We start from the raw sequence: 26814 nt of genomic DNA on the forward strand, positions 1-26814 counted from the left end.
ATCCTTCCATATTGGGGGATAAAATAAATTACAAACAACCACGGTTAGATGCGAGATGCGATTAATGAATGCCTGGAGCTTAACAATCAAACGCTAAGGTCTCGATTCTTGTAAAAGAAATATGTTGATGCGAAAAAAGCAGCGGCAAGCAAAAGCGAGAGCATAACTATGCCATAGTTAAGACCATTGCCTTCTACGATATCATTATAGTTGAAATACTTAAAGGGCGAAAAAAGGTTGAGGAAATTCAGCTTATTCGTCAGATCCGTCACTTTTGATATCACAAACGAGGTCATCATTATCCCTGCTGAAAGAGAACCCGAAGCTTTAGGATTTCTAATCAATGCCGCCACTACCGCACCCAGTGACAAAAAGATGAGTTGAACAATAAGCATGCTCAGCATAAACATCCCTATTTCGCGGGAAATATCTGCTCCCTTATTATAAGCAGCAACCATAATGATTGATGATACAAACGTTACAATATTGATGATAAGAATATTTATAAAGGCGGCAAGGAGCTTCGAGCTGATAATTGTGGTTCGTGATACCGGCTTGGCCATCAGAAATTCGGTGGTCTTATCGCGTTCCTCCTTAGCGATGATATTTGAGCCCAGCAGAACTGCGTGAATGGCGGCTGCGATCTCGATGTAAAGAAACAACATTGCGAAGTAGCCGCTCATCATCGTAACATCAAATGAACCCATTCCCAGCAGCGCTTTGATCGAAAACGGCATTTTCTTAAAAATCTCAATGTTCTGCCCGCCATCAGAATAAACCGTATACTTTCCCATGCCGCTGGCAACCCCCAAAATCATACAGACACTCCAGATGATCAAGGCTTTCCTGTTCGCCTTTAATTCCCTCCGGATTATATTCATAATCAGACCTCCTCATTCAATCCATCCCTGAAGCTGCATCAGCTTACTGCATGGATATCTTTCTTCGCGTAAATAACATAGCTCGCCGCTATGGCTATAATAACAATGGCCGCACCTGTGATCAGGTACGGAGCCTCAAAGCTTGCGTTTTTTATGATGTAGGCAAAGTCGAAGTATTTAAAAGGAGAGATAAAACGCTCCGAGTAGTTCTGGCCTGTGGCTATAAGTGCTCCAATGATGTAAAACCCGAAAACAACGCCAAGTGAGATCGGGAGTACGGATTTTAAGTGGGCAAAAAACACCGAAATGACCATTCCAATTGCAAGGAAAATTAATTGGATAAAAAACAGGGTCAGATTAATCATGAAGAACAGCTTACCACTGTAAGATGTTTTCACAAGAGAGGCAAATACGGAAACCGCGAAATAATAGAAAATGTTAGTGACGAAAAGCATCGTTATTGCCGCCAGAAGCTTCGCGCTGACAATGGCCGAACGTGAAACAGGCTTGACCAGGAGAAAATCCGCTGTCCGCTCCCGCGCCTCCTTTGACAAGATAGAGACACCGAGATTCATAGCTTGAATAGCTCCAAACAGCGTAATCAATGAAAATACCATTGAATAAAAACCCAGAAGTGTTGTTATCGTGTCAATTGAAATACCCAGAGCCGCCCTTACTGACGCAGGATAGCCACTCAGCAATTGTTGGAAATCCACCGCATCGGCTGCGATGCTCGGATAGATCGAAAAATAAAGGGCAGCCAGGGCAATCATGGCACACGTCCAAATCAAAGTTGATTTTCGCAGTGACTTAAGCTCATGAAGATACATGTTCATCGCTTTAAGTCCTCCTTTGCATAGTAATGCATAAAGATCTCCTCAAGCTCGGGCTCCACGATCAGAAGATTAGATATGCTTACCTCCGAAAGTTTCCTGAGCACCCTATTTATATCGCCTTTAAATAGAAAGCTTATCGATAAACCTTTTAACTCTAGGTTGCTTACCCCGGGCATTTCGAAAAAAGACCTGTCCAGTTGACTGTCAGCTTCAATTTTTATCATCTTATAATTGTTTTCCCTCAGATCACTCATTTTTTCCAGTTTAATTACCTTTCCATCCTTGATGAAGGCAACGCGGCTGCACATTCGCTGCACCTCGCTCAAAATATGTGAAGAGAAAAACACTGTTGCGCCCTTTTGGTTCTCTGACTTGATCAGCCCGAAGAATTTATGCTGCATCAGCGGATCAAGGCCGCTGGTCGGCTCATCAAGGATAATGAGTTTGGGCTCGTGGAGTAGCCCCTGAACAATACCGACCTTCTTCTTATTGCCGAAGGATAGGTCGTCGATTTTCTTTTTCAGGTCAAGATCCATTATCTCTGCAAGTTCTTTGATCCGGTTCGAACAATCCTTTTCGTAGAAGCTAGCGGAATATTTGAGAAGATCGATCACCCTCATGTTATCGTAGTAAAACACCTCGGATGGTAAGTATCCGACTTCCTTTTTTACTTCCGGGTGCTCAATGCAGTTTTTCCCGAAAATGGCAGCACTGCCGCTTGTGGGATAGATAAGTCCTAGCAGTGTCCTGATGGTCGTCGATTTTCCTGCTCCATTAGGTCCTATAAATCCAAAAATCTCACCTTCCTCTACCTCAAGGTTCACATCAATAATACCCCTTGACTTGTTATAATTTTTTGTTAGATTCTTGATTTCGATGACGTTCATTGACTTTACCTCCAAATGTTACACCTAGACTACTTTCAGCAAAGATATGGCCAATATACTCAAACTCTTAAATAATCTTCCCCAAGTAAACAGCAATTATTAATGTTGAGCCGTCTTTTCCTTCTAACTATAAAAATAGCCCGACCGTCAAATATAACGATCTGGCTATTGATCCTTAATATCAATCCCCTTAATAGTCGTCTTTAATAAGCTTCTCTATCGTATTTACATCATTGTGTATATCCAGAGGCTTAAGTGCGGGCCCTTCTATTACATCACCTTCATAAGTGAATCTTGAGCCATGGCATGGGCAATCCCATGATTTCTCGGCGGAATTCCAGTTTAATTCACATCCCATATGGGTGCAAGTAGTATTCACTATGTGCAGTGTTCCTTGTTCATCTTTATAAGCACCGGCTCTTTGACCATCAGCTTCAATTGTTTTTCCCTCATTCGGTCCAATATCAGCATTCTTCGGAAGAGGAGAAAGTTTGCCCTCAATGAGCTTATTGGCTACATTAAGATTTTCAACAACAAAATTCTTGGCGGAGGCCCCTATCGTTTCTCTTGATGGATTATAAACATCCTGCCATGGGCTTTTTCCGCCTATGATCAAATCGCTTAATATCATTGAAGAAGCCATACTATTGGTCATTCCCCATTTGGCAAAGCCGGTCGCAATATATAAGCCGGGAGTATTGGATGTGAACTGGCCTACATAAGGTAACCCATCCAAAGTCATACAGTCCTGTGTAGACCATCGATATGGAATATCTTCAACGGTAAAGGTTTGCTCTGCGAAATCCGCTAAGGCTTCATAATGCTTGATGGTATCTGCTCCCTGTCCGGTTTTATGATGTTCCCCACCAACAAATATTAACTCACCTTGGTCTGAAGTTTGGCTGCGGATTGACCGGCCGGGCTCCTCTGCTGTAATATACATGCCGCCTGGATAGTTCTCGTTCATCCTGATCGCAACTACATATGACCGCTCCGGATATATTCTCGTAAAGTACATTCCATGTTTGTTGTAGAACGGGTAATGAGAGGCTATAATAACCCTTTGTGCTGTTACTTTGGTTCCCCTGCCTGTCATTAAAACATAATCTCCATTATCTCCGTTATCTTCAATGTCTACAATCCTACTCTGTTCGAATATTTGAACTCCGTTATCGGTGATTTTGCCGGCAAGAGCCAACAGAAATTTGCGAGGATGAAATTGAGCCTGATTATCAAAACGCACTGCAGCCTTTATATTAAAGGGTAACGGTATTTTATCAAGATATGTAGCTTTGATGCCAAGGGAAGAGGCGATATTCGCTTCATTGGCAATATCATCTACATATTTATCCTCAAGCGTATATATATATGCGGATTGTGAGACAAGATCGCATTCAATATTATATTCTTTGGCTATCGACTCATACATTTGTATTGCGGTTTGGTTTGCGTCTGCATATTGCTTTGCCAATTCTTCGCTTATTTGTTTTTGTACCTTATTATATATCAGCCCGTGTTGTGAAGTTATTTTTGCAGTGGTATGCCCGGTAGTCCCTTGTAAAATGCGATCCGCCTCAATAATTGCTGTTTTTACTCCCTTTTTATTGAGCCAATATGCGCATAAGATACCGGTTATACCGCCACCGACAATCGCCACATCAACCTTTATATCCTTATCCAAGGCAGAATAATCAATATTTGTGGTCGAGTCCATCCAATAGGATTGAGGTGGTTTTGTAAAATATTCTTCTGTCTTTTTAGTCATATTTGATTCCTCCATATAATCGGGTCATAACTTTAAAGTATATTTTGCACTCTGTAACAGTAAAATATCCATGTTAAGGTCTGGTGTTTCATTTGGGACAATCTCAGACCAGGGCTTAAACAAATTAGACGTATAAAGGGTTAGGCGGCAGGCCTAACCCTTTCGGTTTTGCTGATACATTCTTATTTATTTGAAGTGTATCGGAAGGACTTTAACCATACTTTAGCTTAAACGACTCTGCTCTCGGAAATAATAAGTAAAATGCTATATAAAAGGAGTGCTCAATTTGGTCAATCGTGAACGAATTTTAAATGAATTTCTCGAATTGGTTCGCATTGCAAGCCCATCCCTCGCTGAGAGGGAAATTGCAGAGGTACTTAAGGTTAAACTCAATGCTATAGGACTAAAGGTTGCAGAAGATAATGCCGGGCAATCTATTGGCGGTAACTGTGGCAATCTAATCGCCACCCTGCCTTCGACGCTGCCGCAGGCCCCCGTACTTATGTTATCGGCCCACATGGACAACGTTGAGCCTTGTCATGGAGTCAAGCCAATTGTCAGTGATGGAATTATTCGATCTTCCGGAAATACAGTTTTGGGCGGCGATGACAAAGCCGGGTTAGCTTCGATTTTGGAGGCTTTAAGGAATGTTAAGGAACAAGACATACCCCACGGTGAAATACAAGTAGTCTTTTCCGTCGCCGAGGAAGGAAGTTCCGGAGCTAAACATATAGATAGATCACTAATCCATGCAAATTTGGGCTATGTATTCGATTCCAGTGGTTCCCCCGGAAAGATTATCAATAAAGCTCCCGGTGAAAACAGTTTAATATTTAAAGTATTTGGGCGCTCGGCACATGCCGGAATTGAGCCTGAGAAAGGACTTAACGCAGTTATATTGGCGGCCAAAGCTTTAGCACAGATTCCTGACGGCCGAATTAATGAGATAACTACGGCAAACATCGGTACAATCAATGGGGGTATTGCCACAAATATCGTGCCGGAAACCATAGCGATTAAAGGGGAAACCAGGAGCCACAATCTAACCGAGCTTCAAGTAATATCAGAAAAAATCAAGGGCATATTCGAGCGATCAGTTGATGAACAGGGTGGCAAATCTCAGGTAACGGTGCAGAATGTGTATAACCCCTATGAACTTACTATGGACATGCCGGTGATATCAATCGCTCAGGCCGCAATGCGCAAACTTGGATGGGACCCTGTTATAAAAGCAACCGGTGGTGGAAGCGATGCAAATTACTATAACTCCTATGGTATTCCATGTGCTGTCTTAGGAATAGGAACTCAGAAAATACATACAACGGAGGAGTACATAGAGATAGAAGATCTTTATAAGACGGCGGAATTGGCAATTGAATTAATCCGTCATACAGGCGACCCAAAAACAACCTGAATAATTTCTTTAAGCGGTCCAATGGTATAAAAGTTCTCTACAGCTTCATAAAAATAAAACCCAGCAAGAGCATATTATCAGGATCACCGGTATATAGAATTTATAAAGGTACTCACAACCAACCTGGAACTCGGCAAATATAATGGCATCTTCTATGTTGAGAAACTAACCGCGGCAATAATTGACCACCTTATACACCATAGCTTTTTGCTGGTTTTCACCGAAAAAAAATTGCCGGCTGGAACACTCAAACATTACAAATAAAGGGGCTGGAATTATTTTTCGCAAATACACATAAGAAGGAGGGTAAAGTTAGTTGATAAAAGTTAAAGTTAGATTGCAACGCATTGTTAGTAAGATAAATTTACCCACTGTATTGAAAACAGCTATACTTCCGGGGGACTCAATCGAAAGATTATTTATTGCAACCCAGACAGGAGAGATCTTTTACATTGGAAACGGAGTTATAGGGACTTTTTTAGATATTCGCCCGCAGATCATAAAACTAGGTGCTTCTAGTCGCGGCTATGATGAACGGGGATTGATAGGTTTAGCGTTTCATCCCGAATTTTATTATAACGGCCTGTTTTATCTTCATTATTCAGTAGCCGGAACACAAGGTCCAGGCGCTCTTCCAGGTGCCCCTCCAGAATCTTTTAAGCCTAACCCGTGTGACCCCAAAACCTTAAACCTAAAGTGGATAAATAGAGAAATTCAATATGATCATATTGATACCGTTGAAGAATGGAGTTTGCTGTCAAACGGTCAACCTCAAAAAAGGCGGACATTGCTTAACTTAAGAAGACCATTTCTTAATCATAATGGTGTCAATAGCTTAAACTTTTCACCTGAAACAGGAAAACTTGTTTTAACAACCGGAGATGGCGGATCAGGGTATGATCCCTTTAATTTAAGCCAGGATGATATGGAAATCGCCGGTAAAATAATTGAAATTGATGTGGCTAAGAATACCTTGATCCATAATCCCCTCGTAGTCACGCGTTTCAATGAACTTCCCGCACCTATTCAGGAAACGCTTACGGTAATTGCCAAAGGGGTTCGCAATATCCCCGGTATTTCATTTCAATGGTTCTATAATCAGTGTATCAAATATGTGGGAAATGTCGGACAGGATCTGGTCGAGTCGATTTTTTCATTCGTTCATTATAAACCCATACCGGTTACTCAGCTTATTCAAGCTTCTTTAATGAAATCCGAACCTGATCAGGAAGAATTTATTAACTTTGGCTGGCGAGGATGGGAAGGTGCTTTTCCTACTTCGATTGTCAGAGGCTGCTCTGCCAATCCGGCTTTAGCTGAGAAAACAATGGCTTATTACAATGAAGCAGTCAAAACTTCGGTGCGGCGGCTTCAGCCTTTAATCAGTTATTTTCATAAAGATCCACGGCCCGATAAGTTTGGAGGAACTGCACTTACAGGAGTCCAGCCATATATGGGGAATGGAATCCCCGATTTAACGGGAAGCGTTGTGTTTACCGATCTGGCTCGGAAAGAAAAATCTCAGTCTCCGGTGAGAGGGGTCTTAGCTTATACCAGGGTAGGAACAGACTGTCAACTCAATGATTTTAGTGTTATTGAAACTGATTATAATTTCGGGTCACAATCCGCTTTTTATATGTGTTTGGGAACGAATCTGGATCAAACCAGACTATATTTAGGGGTTTATGGCTCTATGAAAGTAGCTGATTTTAACCAAGGCACTGTTTTCGAAATTGTTCCATGATTAAAAGGGCAGTATTATATAAGCCTCTATTACCGACTCGCGCCTAAAGGAGCTGGTTTAAAAGTTCATAAGGAGACAAAATCCTAAAATGAACAAGTAGCTTTTTCATTAGTTAAGTAAAAAAGCATCTATAAATCGCACTTTTATTAAATTTCATGGTTGGCATCCTTTTTGCATAATAAAGATTTATATATTTAATCTCAATCTCAAGAATCAGGGAGGTGTTTAATCAAACAAATTTTAGATTTAGCACTTAAACTGCTATTTAAAGGAATGTTGATAACTAATTCTGTCATATCGAGGGTCGAACACCGACTTTTCACTTTCACATCTCCCCTTCTAATTTATCTCTGAGGAGGAAAAATGATGTCAAATAGTGAGCATTCATTTGCCAGTCCTGCTGCGGCAGGCTATATGGTCCTAACTTTTTACTTAATTTGTCTTTTCCCGATAGGTATTGGCCTGGCACCTGCATCAATGGCGACTGTTTTAATCCCCCTTGGTTTTGCCGGTGGAATTGTCCAAGTTATTGTTGGTATTATTGAACTCCGCAATAAAGTTATCGTAGGCGGAAATATTATGTGTGGCTTCAGTGCGTTTATGTTTCTGGGTTTGTGGGAAAATCTCTTAAAGGTATTAAATTTGATGCCAGCCAATACTGTATCGGTGAATGGATTTATTTTTATGGTCATGGGAATTTATATGGTTGGCTTTACACTCCCGTCTTTGCATAAAAATCTTATTTCCGGAATTTTTATGATAACTACAGATATCTTCTTCTGTGGTATGGGAATTTCCCAACTCTTTGGAATCCCCATATTGTCTACAATTGCTTACTGGTCTATAGTTCCAATTGTAATAACGGCCATGTGGCAAGCTATAGCAGAAGTACTAAATACTAGTATGGGGCGCACAATAGTTAAAATGGGATCACCGATTTTAAAGAACTTACAGCAGCAAATGAACTAATAAGGATCATTAGAAAACAAAAAGCCGAATCTCTAAAAAGGGGATCGGCATTTTTGTTTTAAACATACTGTCAAATTAGCCAAACACCGAAAGCCACAGATACCAAGCTACTTCCGCTCTATCATTACGACTGTTATGGTAAGTACTTCAATTGAGTTTTTTAAATATCGAATTAAATCCGGAATTCCCTAACGATTTGTGAATAGGTTAAATAATAAACTCTTACTTTGGTTTTACCAGGTGATGTAATGGATATTATTAAACCGATTAGGCCTTATCTGATCACTCGAGAATTGAACCCTGAAAATCAGGAAACACCTATTCATTTTCTGCGCCATAAGATTACTCCTACGGAATATTTCTATCTTAGAAATCACTTTGAATATCCAGAGCTATCACAACAAGCGTATTTTCTACCTGTTGAGGGAGAAATAATACAACCTATTATTTTCAATTATGAAGATATCCTTCGCATGCCCTCAAAACAGTTAATTCTGCCACTTGAATGCGCTGGTAATAAAAGAGCCTATTTTAAGCCGAAAGTGTACGGTGAGCAATGGAAAGACGGCGCTATCAGCCAAGGATTATGGAAAGGTGTAACTGTTAGCCAGCTTCTTTCTATGACTGGTTTAAAAAACACGGCTTTGGAAGTCGTCTTTGAAGCCTTTGATTCCGGTAAAAGAAAAGATATGGAAGGAGTTTTCCACTATACAAGGGCCTTACCCATAGAGAAGGCACTCCATATGGATACACTTATTGCCTATGAGCTGAATGGAGAAGCCATACCTTTTAAACATGGTTATCCATTAAGGCTGATTGTCCCTCAATGGTACGGAATGGCTTCTGTAAAATGGCTTAAAAGGCTAGTTGTTATTGATCATCATTTTAAAGGACCGTTTCAAGATATAGAATACAATTATTACCCTTTTAATGATAATGACAAAGGGAAAACTCCGGTAACCTATATTAATGTCAGTTCAATGATTCTGCAGCCATTAAATTATTCAATCTTAGAAAACAGAAGACAAATTATCGAAGGTATTGCCTGGACAGGCGCTGGTATCATTACTGAAGTTCAAGTAAGTACAGACGGAGGAAAACTCTGGTATCCAGCGAAGCTTTATCAAGACAAATCACAGCCCTATTCATGTACCATCTGGAAATATATCTGGCAAGTACCTTCTAAAGGTGAATATACAATTATAGCAAGAGCAAAAGATTCTTTTGGACGAACTCAACCCTTTGAAGCTATGTGGAACAGAAAAGGTTATGGATATAATGCTGTATATTTAATAAAAGTTAGAGTTGAATAATCATTCAAGCTAATACCACTTTATTAAGGTTAGTTGCATTTTTACCTCTTGGTGAAGTCGGGACATTACAGTTATGGTCAATTAGCCATCCAATCCCTTTTTATTTAAAGAGAGGAAGTATCTTATTTGATGGCATAACACCTTCTGCTCCCAGAATATATTTCATCTTCATTTTATCCTAAAGCATGTTCCAGGGCAGCTCATTTTTCAATTGAGCTCGGCCAGCCTTCCTGTGAAATTTTAATACTGGTCTCAATCCGGTCCTGGCCTCCCAAACGGTTAAACTCATTCCCGGTTTGAAAACTACTGGTAATTTCCTTATCATTAAGTACGTTATTGCTATCGTTAATCGTTTTGCGGAATTATGACAACCCCATTCTCTACCGCCTTGGTTATAATCGGAATATTTATTGAGAACATACAAACCAAACGAATGTATGTATATTGACAAAGATATCTCTTTTTTCTATAATACATACTACAAGAATCTTTATAAGAAGGGTTGAGAGTGGCACGAAATAAATATCCTGAAATCACTGTGGAAAGAATTTTGGATGTGTCTCAAAGGCTCTTTTTAGAAAAGGGTTATGATGGGACTACTATTCAAGATATTGTAAATGAGCTGGGCGGTTTAACAAAAGGTGCGATTTATCATCATTTTAAGTCCAAAGAAGAAATAATGGATGCTCTAGGCACTAAAATGTTTTTGAATAATAATCCATTTGCGACGGTTAAGCACCGGAGTGATTTGAATGGTTTGCAAAAAATGCGTGAGGTTATCAGGGTAAACCAAACAAACGCAGACCGAACAGAATTAAACAAGCCGAGTATTTCGATCTTGAAAAATCCGCGTATATTAGCCGGAATAATTGAAACCGACAGAAAAGTAATTGCACCCCTCTGGCTTGAATTGATTGAAGAAGGCAATCGTGATGGTTCAATTCATACATCATATGCAAAAGAGTTATCAGAAATATTGCAATTACTGACAAGTATATGGCTAACCCCTTCTGTTTATCCAGCCTCGCCAGAAGAAATACGACATAAGTTTTTGTTTATCAAAGATATGTTGGACAGTATGGGCTTACCACTTATTGACGATGAGATTCTAGCTTCGCTGGATGGTGCTTTAGAGGGATTAGAGGATTGCGAATAAAATTGTCTTAAGTAAGGCAATTTTATTTACTCAAATACATTCATTCGTCCGGTATCATAAATTAAAGGGATAATTATGTCATTATAAATACCAACCGAACGTATCTATTGAGAGGAGACTAAAAATGAGTAGAGATGTGGTTATTGCAGCAAGGGGCCTGCAAAAAAGCTTTCAGCAACGTAGTGTGTTAAATCAACTTGATATCAATGTTCCAAAGGGGGTGATTTATGGTTTACTAGGTGAAAATGGAGCCGGTAAAACAACATTTATGAAAATTCTGCTCGGACTGCTGAAACCCACTAGCGGAGAAGTTTATATATTCAATAAAAATGTGTTGGATAAAGACCGGAGCTACCTATCACAGGTCGGAAGCCTGATTGAAACGCCTGTATTTTATGATAGTTTGACCGTCGGAGAAAACTTATCACTGCACTGTGATTATTTGCAAAAAGACAATCATAAAAAAATACCTGAAATCTTAGAATTGGTCGGTATTCCCGGAGTTGAGGAACGAAAAACTAAAGAATTATCCCTCGGTATGAAGCAACGGCTGGCAATCGGGCGTGCATTGTTGGGAAATCCACAGCTTCTTATTTTAGACGAACCGATTAACGGAGTTGATCCAAAAGGTATCATTGAAATCAGGATGCTTTTATTGCGGCTTAAAGAGGAACATGGACTTACTATTTTATTAAGCAGTCACATTATGAATGAGCTTGAAAAAATTGCGGATATCATAGCAATTATGCATGGAGGAAAAATCGTTGACGAAGTTTTAAAATCGGACTTTGGAAGCGATAAATTTGATTTAGAAAAACACTTCATCGCTTTGACCCAAAATCAGTCTTGGAGGATAAAAAGATGAATATAACAAGATTAATGCAAATTGAATGCCGAAAAATGCGACTTGAAAGGTTTTATAAACAAGTTTTGATTGCCAATATCGCTATTGTTATATTGGTTTTGATTACAAAATTCACATTCTCATTATCAAATGATACCGAAATCCCAGCACTTAGTACGGTTAGCATTATAGATACATTAGTTAAAGCCGTATTTGTTGTATGGCAATCAGTTATGATTGCATATATCATCGTTGAAGAGTTCAGAAGCAAAACAGCGCTCTTATTGTTCAGCTACCCGATTAAACGAGGAAATATTATCGCAAGCAAGCTTGCACTAATCATCATCATGACTTTTAGTGCAATGCTGATAACACAAGTGTTTGTTAATGGTATTGTATTTGTCCTGAATGCAGTGTTTCCCTTTATTGACTATCAGATTTCAATAACGGATGTTTTACAATTATTTATTACTTCTGTTGCAGCCATATGTATGGGTATGGCACCGCTTTATATTGGTATGCTGAATAAATCAACTGTCACAACCGTAGTAAGTTCGATTGCTATTGTTAGTTTAACAGTCGGGTCTGGCGTCGGAGACGGCGCAAGAATGATAAACATTTTGCCAGTATCCCTTGTATTGGCATCTGTTGGAATAGGCTTGGCCTATATATCAATAAAAAAAATAAGTATAGAAGATACAGTACTATAGGAGGAAATAAAAATGAATCATATGATTGAACAATTATCCGCAGGAGCCATTTTTGTAGGTAATATTTTAAGTATTATCTTGGGAATTGCGCTAATTGCAGTCGGATTATTCTTTAAAAGAAAGAAAAAAGAGCAATCTTGGTGGATTATTTTAGTTTTGCTAGGTATCGTTGCTGTTGTTTTGAAAATAGTACAAATGATGTACTAATGAAAGCAGTTAATACTTTAGAAAAAGATAAGCTGTTTCATGCCAATTTTACACTTTTTGTACTTGGACAGATTAGCTCCCTAGTCATGACTCCCAACAGCTTTATAACTTTTGTAAATGCCAGATAAATCCCTTTCTTCTTGTATAAGGTTCTGCTGGCTCTCACTAATATGTTGAGCATTGGATAAGTGAATATGAAGAGCACAGAAAGAGCGCTTTCCCTGGTCATGGGACTGCGCTCTATAATATGTCTCTAATCGTCACTTGGTGATTCTTGCATAAAACACTTTTTTTACTCCTTCTAAACTTACGATATAGAGAAGCACGATCAGCCCAATGGCCCCATAATAACTTAATGATAACGGAACTAAACCAAGGATTGCACCCACCGGGGTTAAGGGCAAAATTCCAACAACACCCATGATTAAAAGCGTGGTTAGCAATAGAGACCGACTGGGTCTGCTTTTAAAAAAAGGTCGACGAGTCCGGATCATGAGCACCGCTGCCGAAGCAGATATGACTGATTCGGTAAGCCAAGCTGTTCGAAGCTGTTCGACGTTGGCATGAAAAAACAAAAACAAGGCGCCAAATGTAAGATAATCGAAGACTGAGCTCACACTACCAAAGACAATCATAAATCGGCGAATGAATTTAAGATCCCACTGCATAGGTTTCTCAACCATCTCAACATCGATTTTATCTGTCGCAATCGACAGCTCGGGAAAATCCGTTAACAAGTTTGTCACCAGAATCTGCTTGGGCAGCATCGGCAGATAGGGCAGGAAAAGAGAAGCGCCCGCCATACTGAACATATTCCCAAAATTAGCACTTGTCGCCATGAAGATATATTTTAGGGTATTGGTAAACGTTTTCCTGCCTTCTTTGACACCATCAGCCAACACGTTTAAGCTTTTTTCCAAAAGGACGATATCCGCTGTCCCTTTCGCTACATCAACAGCACTTTCCACGGTAACGCCCACATCTGCGCTATGCAGAGCAGATACATCATTGATGCCATCACCGATATACCCTACAACATTGCCTGCCTTGCGCAGAGCAAGGACAATCCGTTCTTTACTGTTGGGCTCCGTTTCCGCAAACACATCAATCTGGTTCACCTGATGCAAGAGGGCAGTATTACTCATTCGGGATAGTTCCGAACCCGTGAGCACCTTGGCATTCTGAATACCGATTTCTTGAGCAACAGCCGCTGCCACGAATTTATTATCGCCTGTGATCATCTTCAGAGAAACACCTAATTCCTTAAGGTAAGCAATAGACTCGACAATCTGATCCTTCGGTGGATCATAGAGTACCAGCAAGCCCAAAAAAGTCATATCCTTTTCTTGTTCCCTGTCGAACTTTTGGGTAGGATCGACTTCTTTATAGGCCAAACCAAGGACACGAAGTCCCTTCGTGCTCAAATCCTGATAATTCTGTTGGACCTTTTCGCGATTGTCCGACTGAAAATTAACAATGTTCCCCTGCTCAATTTCTACGGTTGAACAAATTTCTAAAATGTTAGTAAGGGTTCCTTTGGTCACCATCAGTAACCTCTGATCCTTTTCTACGAGAATGCTCAATTTTTTACGCGTAAAATCATAGGGGATCTCTTCAATCTTGCGATAATCGGCAAGGTCAAATTGACGGTAGGCTTTAATAGCCTCATCGATGGGATTGGAGTAACCCGATTCATAGAAAGCATTGATATACGCATAAAACAAAGCTTTTTCACTCGCCCTGCCTTGAGCATCCATAACGCTGTGCAAGTGCACCGTCCCTTCGGTCAGGGTCCCCGTTTTATCGGAACAAAGAACATTCATACTGCCAAAGTTTTCAATTGAATCTAACCGCTTGACAATCACCTTTTTTTCAGCCATTCTCTTAGCCCCATGAGCCAGATTGATGCTGATAATAGCAGGTAATAATTGAGGAGTAAGACCTACGGCGAGAGCCAGTGAGAAAAGAAAGGCTTCCAAGACGGGACGGGCAAAATAAACATTGATCGCAAATATAAGCAGCACGAGAATCAGCGTTACCTCTAAAAGCAAGTAGCCAAACTTTCTAACACCTCGAGTAAAGTCTGTCTCCGGCGGTTTTAAACGCAATCGTTCGGAAATCCTGCCAAACTCGGTTTTCTCCCCAGTAAATACGACTAATGCTTTCGCTGTGCCGCTGATCACGTGGGTACCCATCCAAAGTGAATTTGTCCTTTGCGCCAGGGGAGTGTCCTCCGGTAATAAGTCTACCCTCTTCTCAACCGGATAAGTTTCCCCAGTCAATGTGGCTTCAGATACAAAAAGATCTGTTTCCTCAAGTAGATAACTGTCCCCAGGAATGACATCTCCCGCTTTCAAAAGAATCACATCACCAGGTATGATTTCCTGCGTCGATATCTCGATAGGCAATTTATCTCTAAGTACAGTACATTTTATGTCCACAACAGCCAATAAGCTTTCAACCGCATTTTTAGCGCCACGTTCCTGCCAAAAACTTAATAGTCCGCTTACGAGAATGATAAAAACGATAATCTGGGTATCGCTCGCGTCTCCTAAAAATGCAGATAATCCTGCCGCAAAAAGAAGAATGATAATAATCGGACTTTTGAATTGGTTGAGCAATAAGCTAATTGTTCCCGTATTTCCTTGTTTCCGAATAACGTTTAGACCATATTTTTTTTTGGCAATATCAACCTCTTGTGTCGAAAGTCCGGAACTTCTAGACTGCATTTCTTGGAACAAAGAATCGGCAGAATAACTCCAAAAAGATTTTCTATCATTATCCATGCTGTTCCCCCGCTTTCTCTACGCTTATTCTGATCATAAGGGAATCTATGATATTGTGCAATATAATAAACTAACTCATACGCCTCCCTATACAAAAAGTTTCCTCAGAACAATTGTCTAAGGAAACATAAAATACGCTATGAAATTATTCTAAAACCCTGAAACCCATTGATATCAAATTACTTTTGCTCTATTTCAACAACACATTCGGATTTAATTTTTCCAACCAGGAATTGCAGGGCATCTACAACATGGGGTCTAATATCTCCGCCTATGAGTACATACATGATGTCATCCCCAACATCAAGCTGGCCTTCATTAAGCCAGACTTTAACATAGAAAATACCCTCCATTTTATAAGTTTCCGCAATCGCCGCATCCACTTTCACGGCATCATAAGCAAATTCCATTCCCTTTACCAATGAACCATCATCAAGCCCTTGACGGACCTTGGCTTTGGGAGTTTGCCGCACTACACCGTTATGGACTAAAAACATCCCTTCCTGTAAAGCCCTTGAATCCGCTTTTGCTTGTTTAAGCCATTCATCAATCGATGGTGATACTTTTTTAGTCATAACTAATACACTCCTAATTATAAAAGTATTGCGTTCATTATTATTTAATTTAATGGTTTTTGTTAACTCTATTTTAACGTTCACACTATAAAACAAGCAAGGAAAAAAGCTGGATTTCGTCTCAACCGCCTTAACTTGTGCTTATGACAAAGTACATCCATGCTCTACCCTTAATCGTTTCTATTAACATCTGCTTTTTTAATCAGTTCTTCCAACTGCTGTTTCGCTTCTGGAGACAATTTATGGATTAGACAATTACGGTCTCTCCCCTGCATTTCCTGATATTCCCGCCTTATTCTTTCATTAGCCCCTTCGATCTCAGCCTTCAGTTCTCTGGCAGATAATAAGGAACATCCTGCCCCCCTTATAATAAGCTGCTCTAAACCATCTGACGTTGCCACTGTTATGTTATATTTCTTCTGATTGTCATGGGCAAACCTTTCAATATAATGGTCCGCCGTTTGAGCTTCCCGGGTAAAAACGATATGGATATTATGATAGTCGATGACTTCCTCAAAATGCCCCTGAACACGGTAAGCATCAAACACAGCAATAATCTGACATTTTCTAATCCCCTGATAATTGCTTAGCGAATCAAGCAATTTCATTCTGGCACCGTCCATATTCTCATCCACAAGCTCTTTCAGTTCAGGCCAGGCATGGATAATATTATAGCCGTCCACAAGGAGATACTCTTCTTTGCTTTCCTTCTCTCTGCCGTCATAGGCCGCCGGTTCATAATAACTTTCACGGGCTGTTTTGCGTCTTTTCCAGGCAGACTTCTTCCCTTGGTTCGCATAGAAGGTCTTCTGCAAAATTTGGTCAATCTCCTCTAAACTGATGGACCTCTCTTCTGTGTATGGGACCGGGTTTTGGACTGTATCTCCCGATGAATTGTCTTTTTTCTGGAGATAGCTTTCAACATGCATGTAGTCCTTCACTTCATCCCAAGCTGCCAAAAAGCCTGCACCATGGGCGCAAAATACAGAACCTGTCGGATTTTCCAGGTCTCTTTCCGAATCATATCCGATACTTTCCATGACCTCTTGGGCATTATGGCAGGGTTCATATCCTTTCAGGCTGCAAAACAGCCTGCCAAGTCCTTTGGTATAGGCAACCACCTCTTGCTGATAATTTCTCATGGCAGCAACAGGAGCGCTCCCTACAAGAACCGCCGTCTCGCTATTTGTCTGTGATATTTCGCATGTGCCATGCATTTTCTCAAGGTCAGTCATCGCTCTCCCTACCATTTTCACCGGCAGTTCCAGCTCAAAGGTATAATAAGGCTCCAACAACATGGATTCTGCCTCCTTTAAGCCCTGGCGCACGGCACGGTAAGTGGCCTCTCGGAAATCCCCGCCTTCGGTATGCTTATTGTGTGCCCGACCTGAGACTAAAGTGATTTTCATATCTGTGATCGCCGAACCTGTCAGAACTCCTTTATGAGCTTTTTCTTCCAGGTGGGTTAAAACAAGTCTTTGCCAGCTTTTGCTTAAGCTATCCTCACTGCATTCCACCCCAAACTGCAGACCGCTTCCCGGTTCACCCGGCTCCAGCAACAGGTGAACCTCCGCATAATGCCGCAAGGGTTCAAAGTGCCCTACCCCTTCGGCAATATTGACAATCGTTTCTTTATACACAATCCTTCCCGCGTCAAAAGCTGCCTCAACACCAAATCGTTTTTGGATAAGGCTCTGCAGAATTTCAACCTGCACCTCCCCCATGATCTGTGCCTGAATTTCCTGCAGCTGCTCATCCCAGACAAGATGAAGTTCCGGCTCCTCTTCCTCAATCTGGCGCAGTTTGGGAAGCATCGCTCTTGGGTCACAGCCTTCGGGCAGAATAATCTGATAGGACAAGACCGGTTCCAATACAGGTGCTTCCGAAGCTTCCTCTATTCCTAAACCTTCTCCCGGTCTGGTTTGGCTGAGCCCGGTTACCGCGCATACAGAACCTGCCTCAATCTCGCTCACCGCCTCGAATTTCTGTCCGGAATAGATACGAATTTGATTAACCTTCTCTTCCCAGCTGCGATTTTTTAAGACATCCTTTACCTTTAGTCTTCCGCCCGTAAGCTTCATGTGCGTAAGACGGTTCCCCTGCTGGTCTCTTGCTATTTTGAATATTTTGGCTCCGAATTCGTCGGGGTAAGAAGGTATCTCGGCATACTTCACAAGGTCCTGCATAAATTGCCCGACGCCCTCTAATTTTAAAGCGGAACCGAAAAAGCACGGAAAAACTTTGCGCTCCATAACCGCTTTTTTAATCGGCACGGTTTCAATGTGTCCTGTTTGCAGATAATCTTCCATCATGTTTTCATCACACATGGCTAATTGGTCATAAAAGCCTTCTGTCTTAATGGGTCCGAATTCGATGCAGCCATCATCCAGCTGGTATTTCATTTCTTTGATTAATTTGTCCTTATCCGTTCCATTCTGATCCATCTTATTGACAAACAAAAAAACAGGGATCTGATACATGTCCAGCAGCCGCCATAAGGTTTTGGTATGCCCCTGCACCCCATCCGCACCGCTTATCACTAAAATGGCATAATCCAGCACCTGAAGCGTCCGTTCCATTTCAGCCGAAAAATCAACATGCCCCGGGGTATCCAGTAAGGTAATCTGGATCTCACCTATTTCCAAAACGGCCTGTTTGGAGAAAATGGTGATTCCTCTGGCTTTTTCTAGCTCATAGGTGTCTAAATAAGCATCCTTATTGTCCACCCTTCCCAATTTTCCAATTTTACCGCTCAAATAAAGCATGCTCTCAGATAATGTCGTCTTACCCGCATCGACATGTGCTAATATTCCAATGACTAATCTTTTCATAATCTATTTTAAATCCTTTATTTTGTCCGTCTCTTCGTCCGTCTCTAAAACCACAGCCCGCTGAAGCCTGTATATCTATTCTTTAATTATTATGATACCAGTAGGTTTTGAGTTTAACAATTTTATGAGAATGTCTATGTTTCAGTAGCATAGACCCTTTTTTTATACAGTAGTATAATCATACTATTTAGATTAACTTAAAAAGTATATTAATTATACTCAAGTAATAGCAAATGAAGGAAAGTAACACTATGGAAAACTCAAAACTTATGGAAATGATCAGGACTAATCCTAATGCCATAGCCTATATCCCTAATCCTACGGATGAGATGAAGTTATTGGCTGTTCAAAAAAATGGACTTGCCTTAGAATATATGGATAATCCAACTCGAGAGATGCAAGAATTAGCGATAGACAATAATGCCCGAGCGATTCAATTTATAGATAACCCTACGGAAGATATGATGATAAAGGCGATCAATGATGGCTGGATTAACTTAGAGTATATTAAAAATCCTAACGATAAGTTAATAGAATTAGCTTTAAGTCAAGCGGGCTGGGCTATTCAATATGTTCAGAATCCCAGTGAGGAATTGCAATTATTGGCTGTACGAAAGAATTACGATTCCATAAAGTTTATCAAAGAACCTTGCGCAAGTGTCCATGAAGAGGCCGTAAAAATCAATTATGATGCTTTAAGATATATCAATTCTCCTACCCATAAGGCGGAGCGCATAGCTGTTAAAAATGATGAGAGGGCTATTGCGTTCATCCATGATTTAGATAAAAATAAAATATTGGAATTTTTGAAAGTCAATATTTTAGTGATTAAATATGTGATGAAAGAAATATCCAAGGATGAACTGGAACACGTTTTAAAGGAAGCCTTAGCCAATGAAGATGTTGACGAAAAATATGTCAGAGATTTTTTAAATTGCGGCACTATCGATAAAACAAGCCCCATTATGCCCATCGACAAAATCATGTTTATTGATAAGTATGGAAGCAAAAAGGCAAAAAAAATAGCTGTCGATGAAAAGCTGAAGATGCTGTAGGAGTGAACTGTCATGAATTTTACAGACACCTTAAAAAGTGTTGACTTAGTGCTATCGACCGGAGAAGTCCCCTTAATCGTTGGTGAAAGCGGAATCGGAAAAACAGCGTTAGCCAAGGAAATGGCTGAAGAAAACAATTGGAGTTTGATTGTTATCAATGGGAATCTCCTTAAAGAAGGTGAAATAGGCGGTCTGCCAACTATAGACTCTTATCCGGGAGTTAATTCTAAGGAAAATCCGGTTGAAAAGAAAACGACAGTCTATGCCGTTCATCATAAGCTAAGGGAGATTGATGAAGAAACATCTCAGGGAAACACCGTTCTTTTATTTATTGACGAGATCAACCGCTGTGAACATACCGTCCAACAGGAACTTATGAATTTAATCTTAAATCGGGAAATCAATGGCTATACGTTACCCGAAGGTGTAAAAATATGTGCCGCTATGAATCCTTCCAGTAAATATGGTTCGGATTTTGATTACCAAGTGGTCGATATGGACGCAGCTCAAGAAAATAGATTTGTCTGGCTAACTATGGAGCCTGATTATAAGCAGTGGATCGATTGGGCCATAGGGGCCGGAATTGAACAAAAAGTTATCGAGTTTATCTCCACTTTCCCCGAGTATTTGCATAAGATCAACGAAGATGATCTGAGAGCGACGCCAAGAAGCTACGAGAGAATTTCCAGCAGTTACAAGATTTATAAGGAAAACAAAGCTTCCATACCCAGGTCCGTATTTTTAAATGTTGTCAAAGGAAATATCGGGAGAGTAATCGCCGAAGAGTTTGTGAGCTTTGTGGAATCGGATTATAGCCCGCTCGTATCTTATGAAGATGTTCTTTCGGGAAACTCTCTTCCTGAATCGATCAGAGAAAGAGTAAAAAAAGAAAATCATACCCGGCTTTATCTTTCCGCCAAAAATATTCTGAAACGATTAGAGGCAAATATCTTAAATCATAATGATGATTCAAGTTTTTATATCGACAGACTGATTGAGTTTTTAAACCTATATCCTGTAGATTTAAAGATAGGTCTCATGAAGGATATTAAAAACAGTTATCCTGAGGTATACAAACAGGCCATAGAGAATGAAGCTTTTGTTGAATCATATTTTGCATCCTATCGTTTAACAAGGTGATAATCTATGGAAACTTCTTTTGACACCCAAGTCCAAGAGCTTTATAAAAAGGCAGAAATAATCATTACTGATTATTATAAGGCAAAACGCGATAATGATTATTTCGAAGCAAAGCGTAAGGATGATAATAGTAAAGCCAAGCCCCAACATGGTCACTCCAAGATAACTATACCCCAAGAATTTAAGGACGAGTTTTTCAGCCTTGTCGATAAAGTTAATCTGAGTCTCATGGAAGACAAGGATAATTTCTACGGCTATTTTTTGCTGCAAATGTCCAGAGAAATTCGCTTTGACATCAGCAGCCCTACTGCCGTGAATTTTAAAAGGGCTAAGTATGTTATCTATTTCAACCCCATCATTTTTTTAAATCTTAATCTCAAGCAAATGGAAAGCACCATTAAACATGAAATACTCCATATATTATCCATGCATTTAATACGGGCCAAAGAATTCAAAGGAAACTACAGTACCTTAGCCATCAATCTGGCCATGAATCTCGTGGTCAACACCTATCTGGATCATCTTCCCCCCTTTTCCGTGACCTTGGAATGGGTTAATTTGTATTATGATTTGAAGCTCCTGCCCTTTAAGCCTTTTGAATATTATGTGGAAGAGATTCAAACTGCCCTGGACTTGCTGGAAGCCGATGAAACTACGGAAGATGAACGCGATGCCAGTGAAGTCGATGATAGCAAGAACGAGGAAACAGATGATAATCCAGATGACGCAAACGACGATGTAAATGTGGCGACTGAATACGATCCTGAAAAAGCTCATGACCTTTGGGAAGAATCCAGTGATATCGATCAAAAAACACTTCAGGAGTTTACGGAGAAGTTTATCGACAATGCGCAAAAAGGCAGTATTCCCGGTTACCTGGCGGGCATGATTTCCTCTCTTCGCAGCAGCAAAGGGGAATTGCCTTGGAATTTATATCTTAAGAGGTTGATGGGGTCTGTTGAAAGCAATAAAAAGAAGACAATAACCAGAAGAAACAGAAGACAGCCCGATCGATTAGATTTAAGAGGTCAACTCAGGAGTCATAAAGCCAAAATTGTTGTTGCCCTTGATATCAGCGGAAGCATTAGTGATCAAGAATTTAATCAAGCCCTGAAAGAAGTCCTCGATATCGTTAAAAATTATAATCATGAAATTACAATTATCGAATGCGACAGTGAAATCAGACGCGTGTATAACGTCAAATCTGTAAAGGATGTCAAAGAACGGATCAATATCCGAGGGGGCACCCGCTTCACCCCGGTTTTTGAATATGCCAATGATCATAAGATCAATTTGCTAGTCTATTTTACGGATGGCAAAGGTGAAGAAAAGCTTCTCACCGTACCCAGGGGCTATAAAACCTTATGGGTTATTTCCGGCAGAGGAGATAAGCTTTCCTTAAAAGAACCTCATGGGGCAGTGAAAAAGCTTAAAAATATTGAAATAAAAGATGATGCGCTAGAAATGAGCGATGTTAAAAGAGATGGCTATTCAATGAATGATCAGGAAAGAATGCATATATAAGGATTTTCCGAAAAACCATCTGCCATGAAATATGGTTTAAATACATTTACTTTTTTCAGTAAGATAATAAAGAAATGCAAGAATCGGCATACTGAATCCTATCATAGATGCTGCTGCCCAATTCCCATGGGCATATGACCATCCTCCCAAAGCAGATCCAATTGCACCTCCAGCAAAGAAAACTGCCATAAATACTCCATTTACCCGTCCGCGCATTTCATCACCCAACCCATAAATTGCTTGCTGTCCAAGAACAAGGTTCCCCGAAACCGCCATATCGAGGAGAATTGCAGCCGTACAAAATATTATAAGTGATATTGTTTGGTTGTTTGGTGAAATATGAGTTATTGCAAACGAGGAAGCTGCGGTTACAAATGCGATCCCCGTGAGTTTCCTGGTCCACCCCCTGTCTGCCATCCTGCCTGCAATTGGTGCCGCAACAGCACCTGCAACACCTACAAAAGCAAATAATGCAATTCCATTCTGAGTCAGATGAAAATGATGCGACAACCATAACGGAACAACAGTCCAAAATAAACTGAAACTGCCAAATAAAGCTGCTTGGTATAGCGATCTCCTACGCAAAACAGGGGTTGTTTGAAAAATGAACCATAAAGATTTTATGATAGCACGGTAACTGTCTCTAGGCTGCGGATTCCTTTTCGGGAGCAGACAGCTTAATAGGATTGTGAGTATTCCCATAATAACTGCGGACATTAAAAACACTGCCTGCCATCCCCAAATACCGGTAATGAGGCTTGCTGTCGGCCTTGCAAGCATAATCCCCAGAAGAAGTCCGCTCATAACGTTTCCAACAATACTTCCTCTTTGTTTTGCAGGTGCCAGATGTGCTGCAAAGGGTACCAATATTTGGGCTGCTACAGAGCCCAATCCGATTAATATTGTAGCTAAAAAAAAGATATATGAATTTTTTGCCATTGATGCCGCAATCAGCCCCAAAATAGCAATAATCAATATAGATGCAACCAGGCGTCTATTTTCCAGTAAATCACTCAAGGGAACAAGAAACAAAAGACCTATTGCATAGCCGAGCTGCGTCATTGTAACAATTAGTCCGGATAAACCGGCAGAAATTCCTGTAGCCACGCTAATGGGACCTACTAAGGGCTGTGCATAATATAAATTTGCAACAATCAGACCACACGCACTTGCCAGTAAAAATACAAGCCAACGGGAAAGCTTTTTTTCTTCAGACAGTTCGGTTTTCATCCAATATCCTCCTCTTAAATCTACAAATAATTTATATACTATACGTATAGTTTATATTCATATTATTAAACGCATCGTTTAGTTTTGTCAAGTTCTTTTTTTATAAAAGATAATATTATATAATATACGTATAGTTTTTATACTGTTTTTTAAAACAAATAAACATAATAAGGAGAATTCGATGGATAAAAAGATAGGACGTCCTCGAAGTGAAGAAACAAAAAAAGCCATTCTCAATGCTTCTTACGAGCTATTGCTTGAGAATGGCTTTAATACCGTAACCGTTGAAGGTATTGCCGAGAGAGCTGGGGTAAGTAAAGCAACAATATATAAATGGTGGCCTAACAAAGCTGCTGTGGTTTTAGACGGTTTTTTTGCAGCCACGGAATCTATGCTCCAGGTACCGGATACCGGTTCAGCAAGAGAAGATCTTTTCATTCAAGTCAATAATCTGGCAACCTTTGTTACCAGTACTAAGGGGAAGGTAATTACGGAGCTTATTGCCGAAGGCCAATTTGATGCTAACATCGCTAAGGAATATCGTATCAGGTATTTCAATCCCCGCCGTCTCATTTCACGGCAAATCATTGAGCGCGGCATTCAAAGAGGGGAGTTAAAAAACGATCTGGACGTAGAGCTAAGCATTGATCTGATTTTTGCCCCTCTTTTCTATCGGTTATTAATAACAGGCGATACGGTAGATGCCGCTTTTGTTAAAAGTTTGGTATCCTATGCCCTTATAGGGTTGAGTAAGAAACCATAATCTCTGCTTTGTAACGATGATGGCTTTGCTTGATCGGTAAACATCATTTAATATAGCTTTGCTGCTGCAACGATTTTTCCGTATCATTCCACAACTGCTTTTGCATATGAGATATCACCTCCAAGTGTTCATTGCTTTTCGTTATAACCACAGATTCAGGTCATTGATCCTCCGTCTCCAATGACAGTCAGGCGGAGCTTAATTGATGTCGAGTTCGGCTTGAAAATCGGTATAGATATTCCGACATTTCTTTTCATTGAGCAATATCATTCAAGCAATTCATTTTTCTCATATGGTATATTTGCCACGAGAGAAATAAGCAAGGAGAGTATAACATGCCCAATGAAATCAGAACCGTGTGCTACGATACGCAGCTGCAGATCGAAGCCTATCATTTTGAGGGAATTATGCAGAAATTCCCCAATCACTTTCATGACTATTATGTCATCGGATTTATAGAGAAGGGTCAGCGGTACTTGCTGTGCAAAAATCGGGAATACATTATCAATCCCGGTGATATAGTTATTTTTAATCCAAAGGACACCCATTCTTGTGAGCAATTGGACGGGAAAACGCTGGATTACCGTTGTATCAATATCCAACCGGAAGTTATGAGAAGAACTGCCCTCGAAATAACAGGATGTGATTATTTGCCCCAGTTCTCACCGACCGTTCTTTACCGCAGTGAGTTTGCCGAGCCTTTGCGGGAGCTGCACTGTATGATCTGCCAGAACGAAAACGACTTTATCAAGGAGGAGCTGTTTCTATTTCTGATGGGGCAGCTTTTGCAGGAATACTCGGATACGGCAGCGGAAAAGATGGTGCAGGAGCGGGCTTCCGAATTTAAAACCGTATGCGACTATATGGAAACAAACTATGCTAGACCAAGTACATTGGATGAATTAAGCACTCTGACCGGCCTCAGCAGATATCATTTTCTGCGTTCCTTTACCCGTCAGAAAGGAATTTCTCCGTACAGATACCTTGAAACGATCCGGGTCGGCAATGCCAAAAAGCTGCTGGAGCAGGGTATCTCTCCTGCAGATACGGCACTTTTGACAGGTTTCAGCGATCAGAGCCACTTTACAAACTTTTTTAAAAAGTTTATCGGCTTGACCCCCCGGCAGTACATGCGGATATTTCTGAATGAAGCCCAAATCCAGCAGCCGGCTTCGAGGGAGGACGCATGACAGATTCAAAAAAAATAGCCGTCGGTCATCTGACAGCGCTCTTTACTATATTGATCTGGGGAACGACCTTTATCTCGACGAAATTCCTTTTAACCGATTTTACACCCTTTGAAATCTTATTCTTCCGCTTCACCATCGGTTATTTTTTCTTGCTGGCAGTATATCCTCATTTCATAAAATCAGGAAGCATACGTGAAGAGCTGCTTTTTGCAGCAGCCGGACTTTGCGGTGTTACTCTATATTATTTGCTGGAAAACATCGCCTTAACTTTTACATTAGCCTCCAACGTAGGGGTTATCGTTTCGGTCGCTCCATTTTTTACGGCAGTTTTGGCACATTTTCTTTTAAGAAACGAACCGCTCCGCCCCCAATTTTTTGTCGGTTTCACAGTCGCTATTATCGGCATTTTACTGATCGATTTCAACGGAAGCTTTGTTCTAAAGCTGAATCCACTGGGAGACATTCTTGCTGTTCTCGCGTCTGTGTGTTGGGCGGTATATACAATTCTAATGCGAAAAATAAGCGGACTTGGTCATCCTACTATCGGTTGTACCCGGCGAATCTTTTTCTACGGGCTGGTATTCATGCTCCCCGTATTGCTTCTGTCCGGCTTTCATCCGGGTTTCAACCGTTTTACGAAGGCTGCCGACCTGCTGAATATCTTATTTCTTGGACTGTGCGCTTCCGCACTGTGCTTTGTAACCTGGAACTGGAGTGTAAGAATTCTGGGGGCTGTCAGAACAAGCGCATACATTTATATAGTTCCTGTGATAACCGTTGCCGCCGCTTATCTGATTCTGCACGAAAATATAACAGGAGCAGCCGTGCTGGGTGCACTCCTTACTTTATCGGGTCTGTTCCTGTCAGAGAGGAAGCCTAAGGAAAGAACAAATTTGGAAGAGGGAATATCCCATGAAGCATGAAGAAAAAGAAAAGACATGAAAGTCATCACTCTCACGTCAAAATCGGACTCAATCTATTCAATTATGCTGCA

The 26814-nt window shown here is 40.5% G+C and carries 23 protein-coding genes; 15 read left to right on the forward strand and 8 right to left on the reverse strand.

Annotated elements, in window-relative coordinates; translation table 11 throughout:
- Window positions 1-86: 86 nt before the first annotated feature.
- The 4 genes from ACHOLT_RS17005 to ACHOLT_RS17020 form a co-directional block, all read right to left on the reverse strand.
- Window positions 87-881, reverse strand: coding sequence for an ABC transporter permease subunit (locus ACHOLT_RS17005; RefSeq protein WP_425803039.1), 795 nt, complete (start codon window positions 879-881; stop codon window positions 87-89).
- Between the two features lie 38 nt (window positions 882-919).
- Complete coding sequence (locus tag ACHOLT_RS17010) at window positions 920-1717, reverse strand: ABC transporter permease subunit (RefSeq protein ID WP_425803042.1); 798 nt, start codon at window positions 1715-1717, stop codon at window positions 920-922.
- Entirely contained in the window at window positions 1714-2604 is an 891-nt protein-coding gene (locus tag ACHOLT_RS17015; protein ID WP_425803044.1) for an ABC transporter ATP-binding protein, read from the reverse strand. Before ACHOLT_RS17015 ends, ACHOLT_RS17010 begins: the two co-directional genes overlap by 4 nt.
- A gap of 190 nt (window positions 2605-2794) precedes the next feature.
- Complete coding sequence (locus tag ACHOLT_RS17020) at window positions 2795-4369, reverse strand: FAD-dependent oxidoreductase (RefSeq protein ID WP_425803046.1); 1575 nt, start codon at window positions 4367-4369, stop codon at window positions 2795-2797.
- Window positions 4370-4655: 286 nt separating this feature from the next.
- Between ACHOLT_RS17020 and ACHOLT_RS17025 the strand changes: the two genes are divergently transcribed.
- The 9 genes from ACHOLT_RS17025 (at window position 4656) to ACHOLT_RS17065 (ending at window position 12726) form a co-directional block, all read left to right on the forward strand.
- Entirely contained in the window at window positions 4656-5783 is a 1128-nt protein-coding gene (locus ACHOLT_RS17025; protein WP_425803048.1) for a M20/M25/M40 family metallo-hydrolase, read from the forward strand.
- Window positions 5784-5876: 93 nt separating this feature from the next.
- Window positions 5877-6047, forward strand: coding sequence for an ATP-binding protein (locus tag ACHOLT_RS17030; protein ID WP_425808119.1), 171 nt, complete (start codon window positions 5877-5879; stop codon window positions 6045-6047).
- Between the two features lie 52 nt (window positions 6048-6099).
- Window positions 6100-7527, forward strand: a complete 1428-nt coding sequence (locus ACHOLT_RS17035; protein WP_425803050.1) for a PQQ-dependent sugar dehydrogenase — start codon at window positions 6100-6102, stop codon at window positions 7525-7527.
- A gap of 363 nt (window positions 7528-7890) precedes the next feature.
- On the forward strand, window positions 7891-8496 hold the full coding sequence (locus ACHOLT_RS17040; protein ID WP_425803053.1) for a hypothetical protein: 606 nt from the start codon (window positions 7891-7893) through the stop codon (window positions 8494-8496).
- Between the two features lie 248 nt (window positions 8497-8744).
- The gene (locus ACHOLT_RS17045) at window positions 8745-9809 is read left to right on the forward strand and encodes a sulfite oxidase (RefSeq protein ID WP_425803055.1); all 1065 of its coding nucleotides are present in this window, start codon (window positions 8745-8747) and stop codon (window positions 9807-9809) included.
- Between the two features lie 508 nt (window positions 9810-10317).
- The gene (locus tag ACHOLT_RS17050; RefSeq protein WP_425803058.1) at window positions 10318-10965 is read left to right on the forward strand and encodes a TetR/AcrR family transcriptional regulator; all 648 of its coding nucleotides are present in this window, start codon (window positions 10318-10320) and stop codon (window positions 10963-10965) included.
- 136 nt (window positions 10966-11101) lie between these two features.
- Window positions 11102-11830: an ABC transporter ATP-binding protein gene (locus tag ACHOLT_RS17055; protein ID WP_425803060.1), complete on the forward strand. Its 729-nt coding sequence runs from the start codon at window positions 11102-11104 to the stop codon at window positions 11828-11830.
- Window positions 11827-12519, forward strand: coding sequence for an ABC transporter permease (locus ACHOLT_RS17060; protein WP_425803062.1), 693 nt, complete (start codon window positions 11827-11829; stop codon window positions 12517-12519). The genes ACHOLT_RS17055 and ACHOLT_RS17060 overlap by 4 nt, the downstream gene beginning before the upstream one ends.
- A 12-nt stretch (window positions 12520-12531) precedes the next feature.
- Window positions 12532-12726, forward strand: coding sequence for an LPXTG cell wall anchor domain-containing protein (locus ACHOLT_RS17065; RefSeq protein WP_425803064.1), 195 nt, complete (start codon window positions 12532-12534; stop codon window positions 12724-12726).
- Between the two features lie 260 nt (window positions 12727-12986).
- On the opposite strand, the gene mgtA is transcribed toward ACHOLT_RS17065, so the two are convergent.
- From mgtA to ACHOLT_RS17080, 3 genes are all read right to left on the reverse strand, one after another.
- Entirely contained in the window at window positions 12987-15512 is a 2526-nt protein-coding gene (gene mgtA / locus ACHOLT_RS17070) for a magnesium-translocating P-type ATPase (RefSeq protein WP_425803066.1), read from the reverse strand.
- Between the two features lie 179 nt (window positions 15513-15691).
- Entirely contained in the window at window positions 15692-16087 is a 396-nt protein-coding gene (locus tag ACHOLT_RS17075; protein ID WP_425803068.1) for a molybdenum cofactor biosynthesis protein MoaE, read from the reverse strand.
- 170 nt (window positions 16088-16257) lie between these two features.
- The gene (locus ACHOLT_RS17080) at window positions 16258-18918 is read right to left on the reverse strand and encodes an NYN domain-containing protein (RefSeq protein ID WP_425803070.1); all 2661 of its coding nucleotides are present in this window, start codon (window positions 18916-18918) and stop codon (window positions 16258-16260) included.
- A gap of 251 nt (window positions 18919-19169) precedes the next feature.
- On the opposite strand from ACHOLT_RS17080, the gene ACHOLT_RS17085 reads away from it, so the two are divergent.
- From ACHOLT_RS17085 to ACHOLT_RS17095, 3 genes are read left to right on the forward strand one after another with little or no spacing between them, the layout of a single operon-like run.
- Window positions 19170-19973 carry a hypothetical protein gene (locus ACHOLT_RS17085; protein WP_425803072.1) on the forward strand — a complete coding sequence of 268 codons (804 nt, stop codon included), beginning with the start codon at window positions 19170-19172 and terminating at the stop codon, window positions 19971-19973.
- 12 nt (window positions 19974-19985) lie between these two features.
- Window positions 19986-21113, forward strand: a complete 1128-nt coding sequence (locus ACHOLT_RS17090; RefSeq protein ID WP_425803075.1) for an ATP-binding protein — start codon at window positions 19986-19988, stop codon at window positions 21111-21113.
- A 6-nt stretch (window positions 21114-21119) separates the two neighbouring features.
- Window positions 21120-22637, forward strand: a complete 1518-nt coding sequence (locus tag ACHOLT_RS17095) for a VWA-like domain-containing protein (protein ID WP_425803078.1) — start codon at window positions 21120-21122, stop codon at window positions 22635-22637.
- A 36-nt stretch (window positions 22638-22673) separates the two neighbouring features.
- Here ACHOLT_RS17095 and ACHOLT_RS17100 read toward each other — a convergent pair whose 3' ends face one another.
- Entirely contained in the window at window positions 22674-23867 is a 1194-nt protein-coding gene (locus ACHOLT_RS17100; protein ID WP_425803080.1) for an MFS transporter, read from the reverse strand.
- 181 nt (window positions 23868-24048) lie between these two features.
- Here ACHOLT_RS17100 and ACHOLT_RS17105 point away from each other — a divergent pair, with 181 nt between their 5' ends.
- From ACHOLT_RS17105 to ACHOLT_RS17115, 3 genes are all read left to right on the forward strand, one after another.
- Window positions 24049-24630 (forward strand): TetR/AcrR family transcriptional regulator, encoded by a 582-nt coding sequence (locus ACHOLT_RS17105; RefSeq protein WP_425803082.1) that lies wholly within the window; start codon window positions 24049-24051, stop codon window positions 24628-24630.
- A 335-nt stretch (window positions 24631-24965) separates the two neighbouring features.
- The gene (locus tag ACHOLT_RS17110; protein WP_425803085.1) at window positions 24966-25820 is read left to right on the forward strand and encodes an AraC family ligand binding domain-containing protein; all 855 of its coding nucleotides are present in this window, start codon (window positions 24966-24968) and stop codon (window positions 25818-25820) included.
- Window positions 25817-26743 (forward strand): DMT family transporter, encoded by a 927-nt coding sequence (locus tag ACHOLT_RS17115; protein WP_425803087.1) that lies wholly within the window; start codon window positions 25817-25819, stop codon window positions 26741-26743. The genes ACHOLT_RS17110 and ACHOLT_RS17115 overlap by 4 nt, the downstream gene beginning before the upstream one ends.
- The last annotated feature ends 71 nt before the right edge of the window (window positions 26744-26814 follow it).

This window comes from Desulfitobacterium nosdiversum (assembly GCF_049860565.1).
In the GTDB taxonomy this organism is placed as follows: Bacteria; Bacillota; Desulfitobacteriia; order Desulfitobacteriales; family Desulfitobacteriaceae; genus Desulfitobacterium_A; species Desulfitobacterium_A nosdiversum.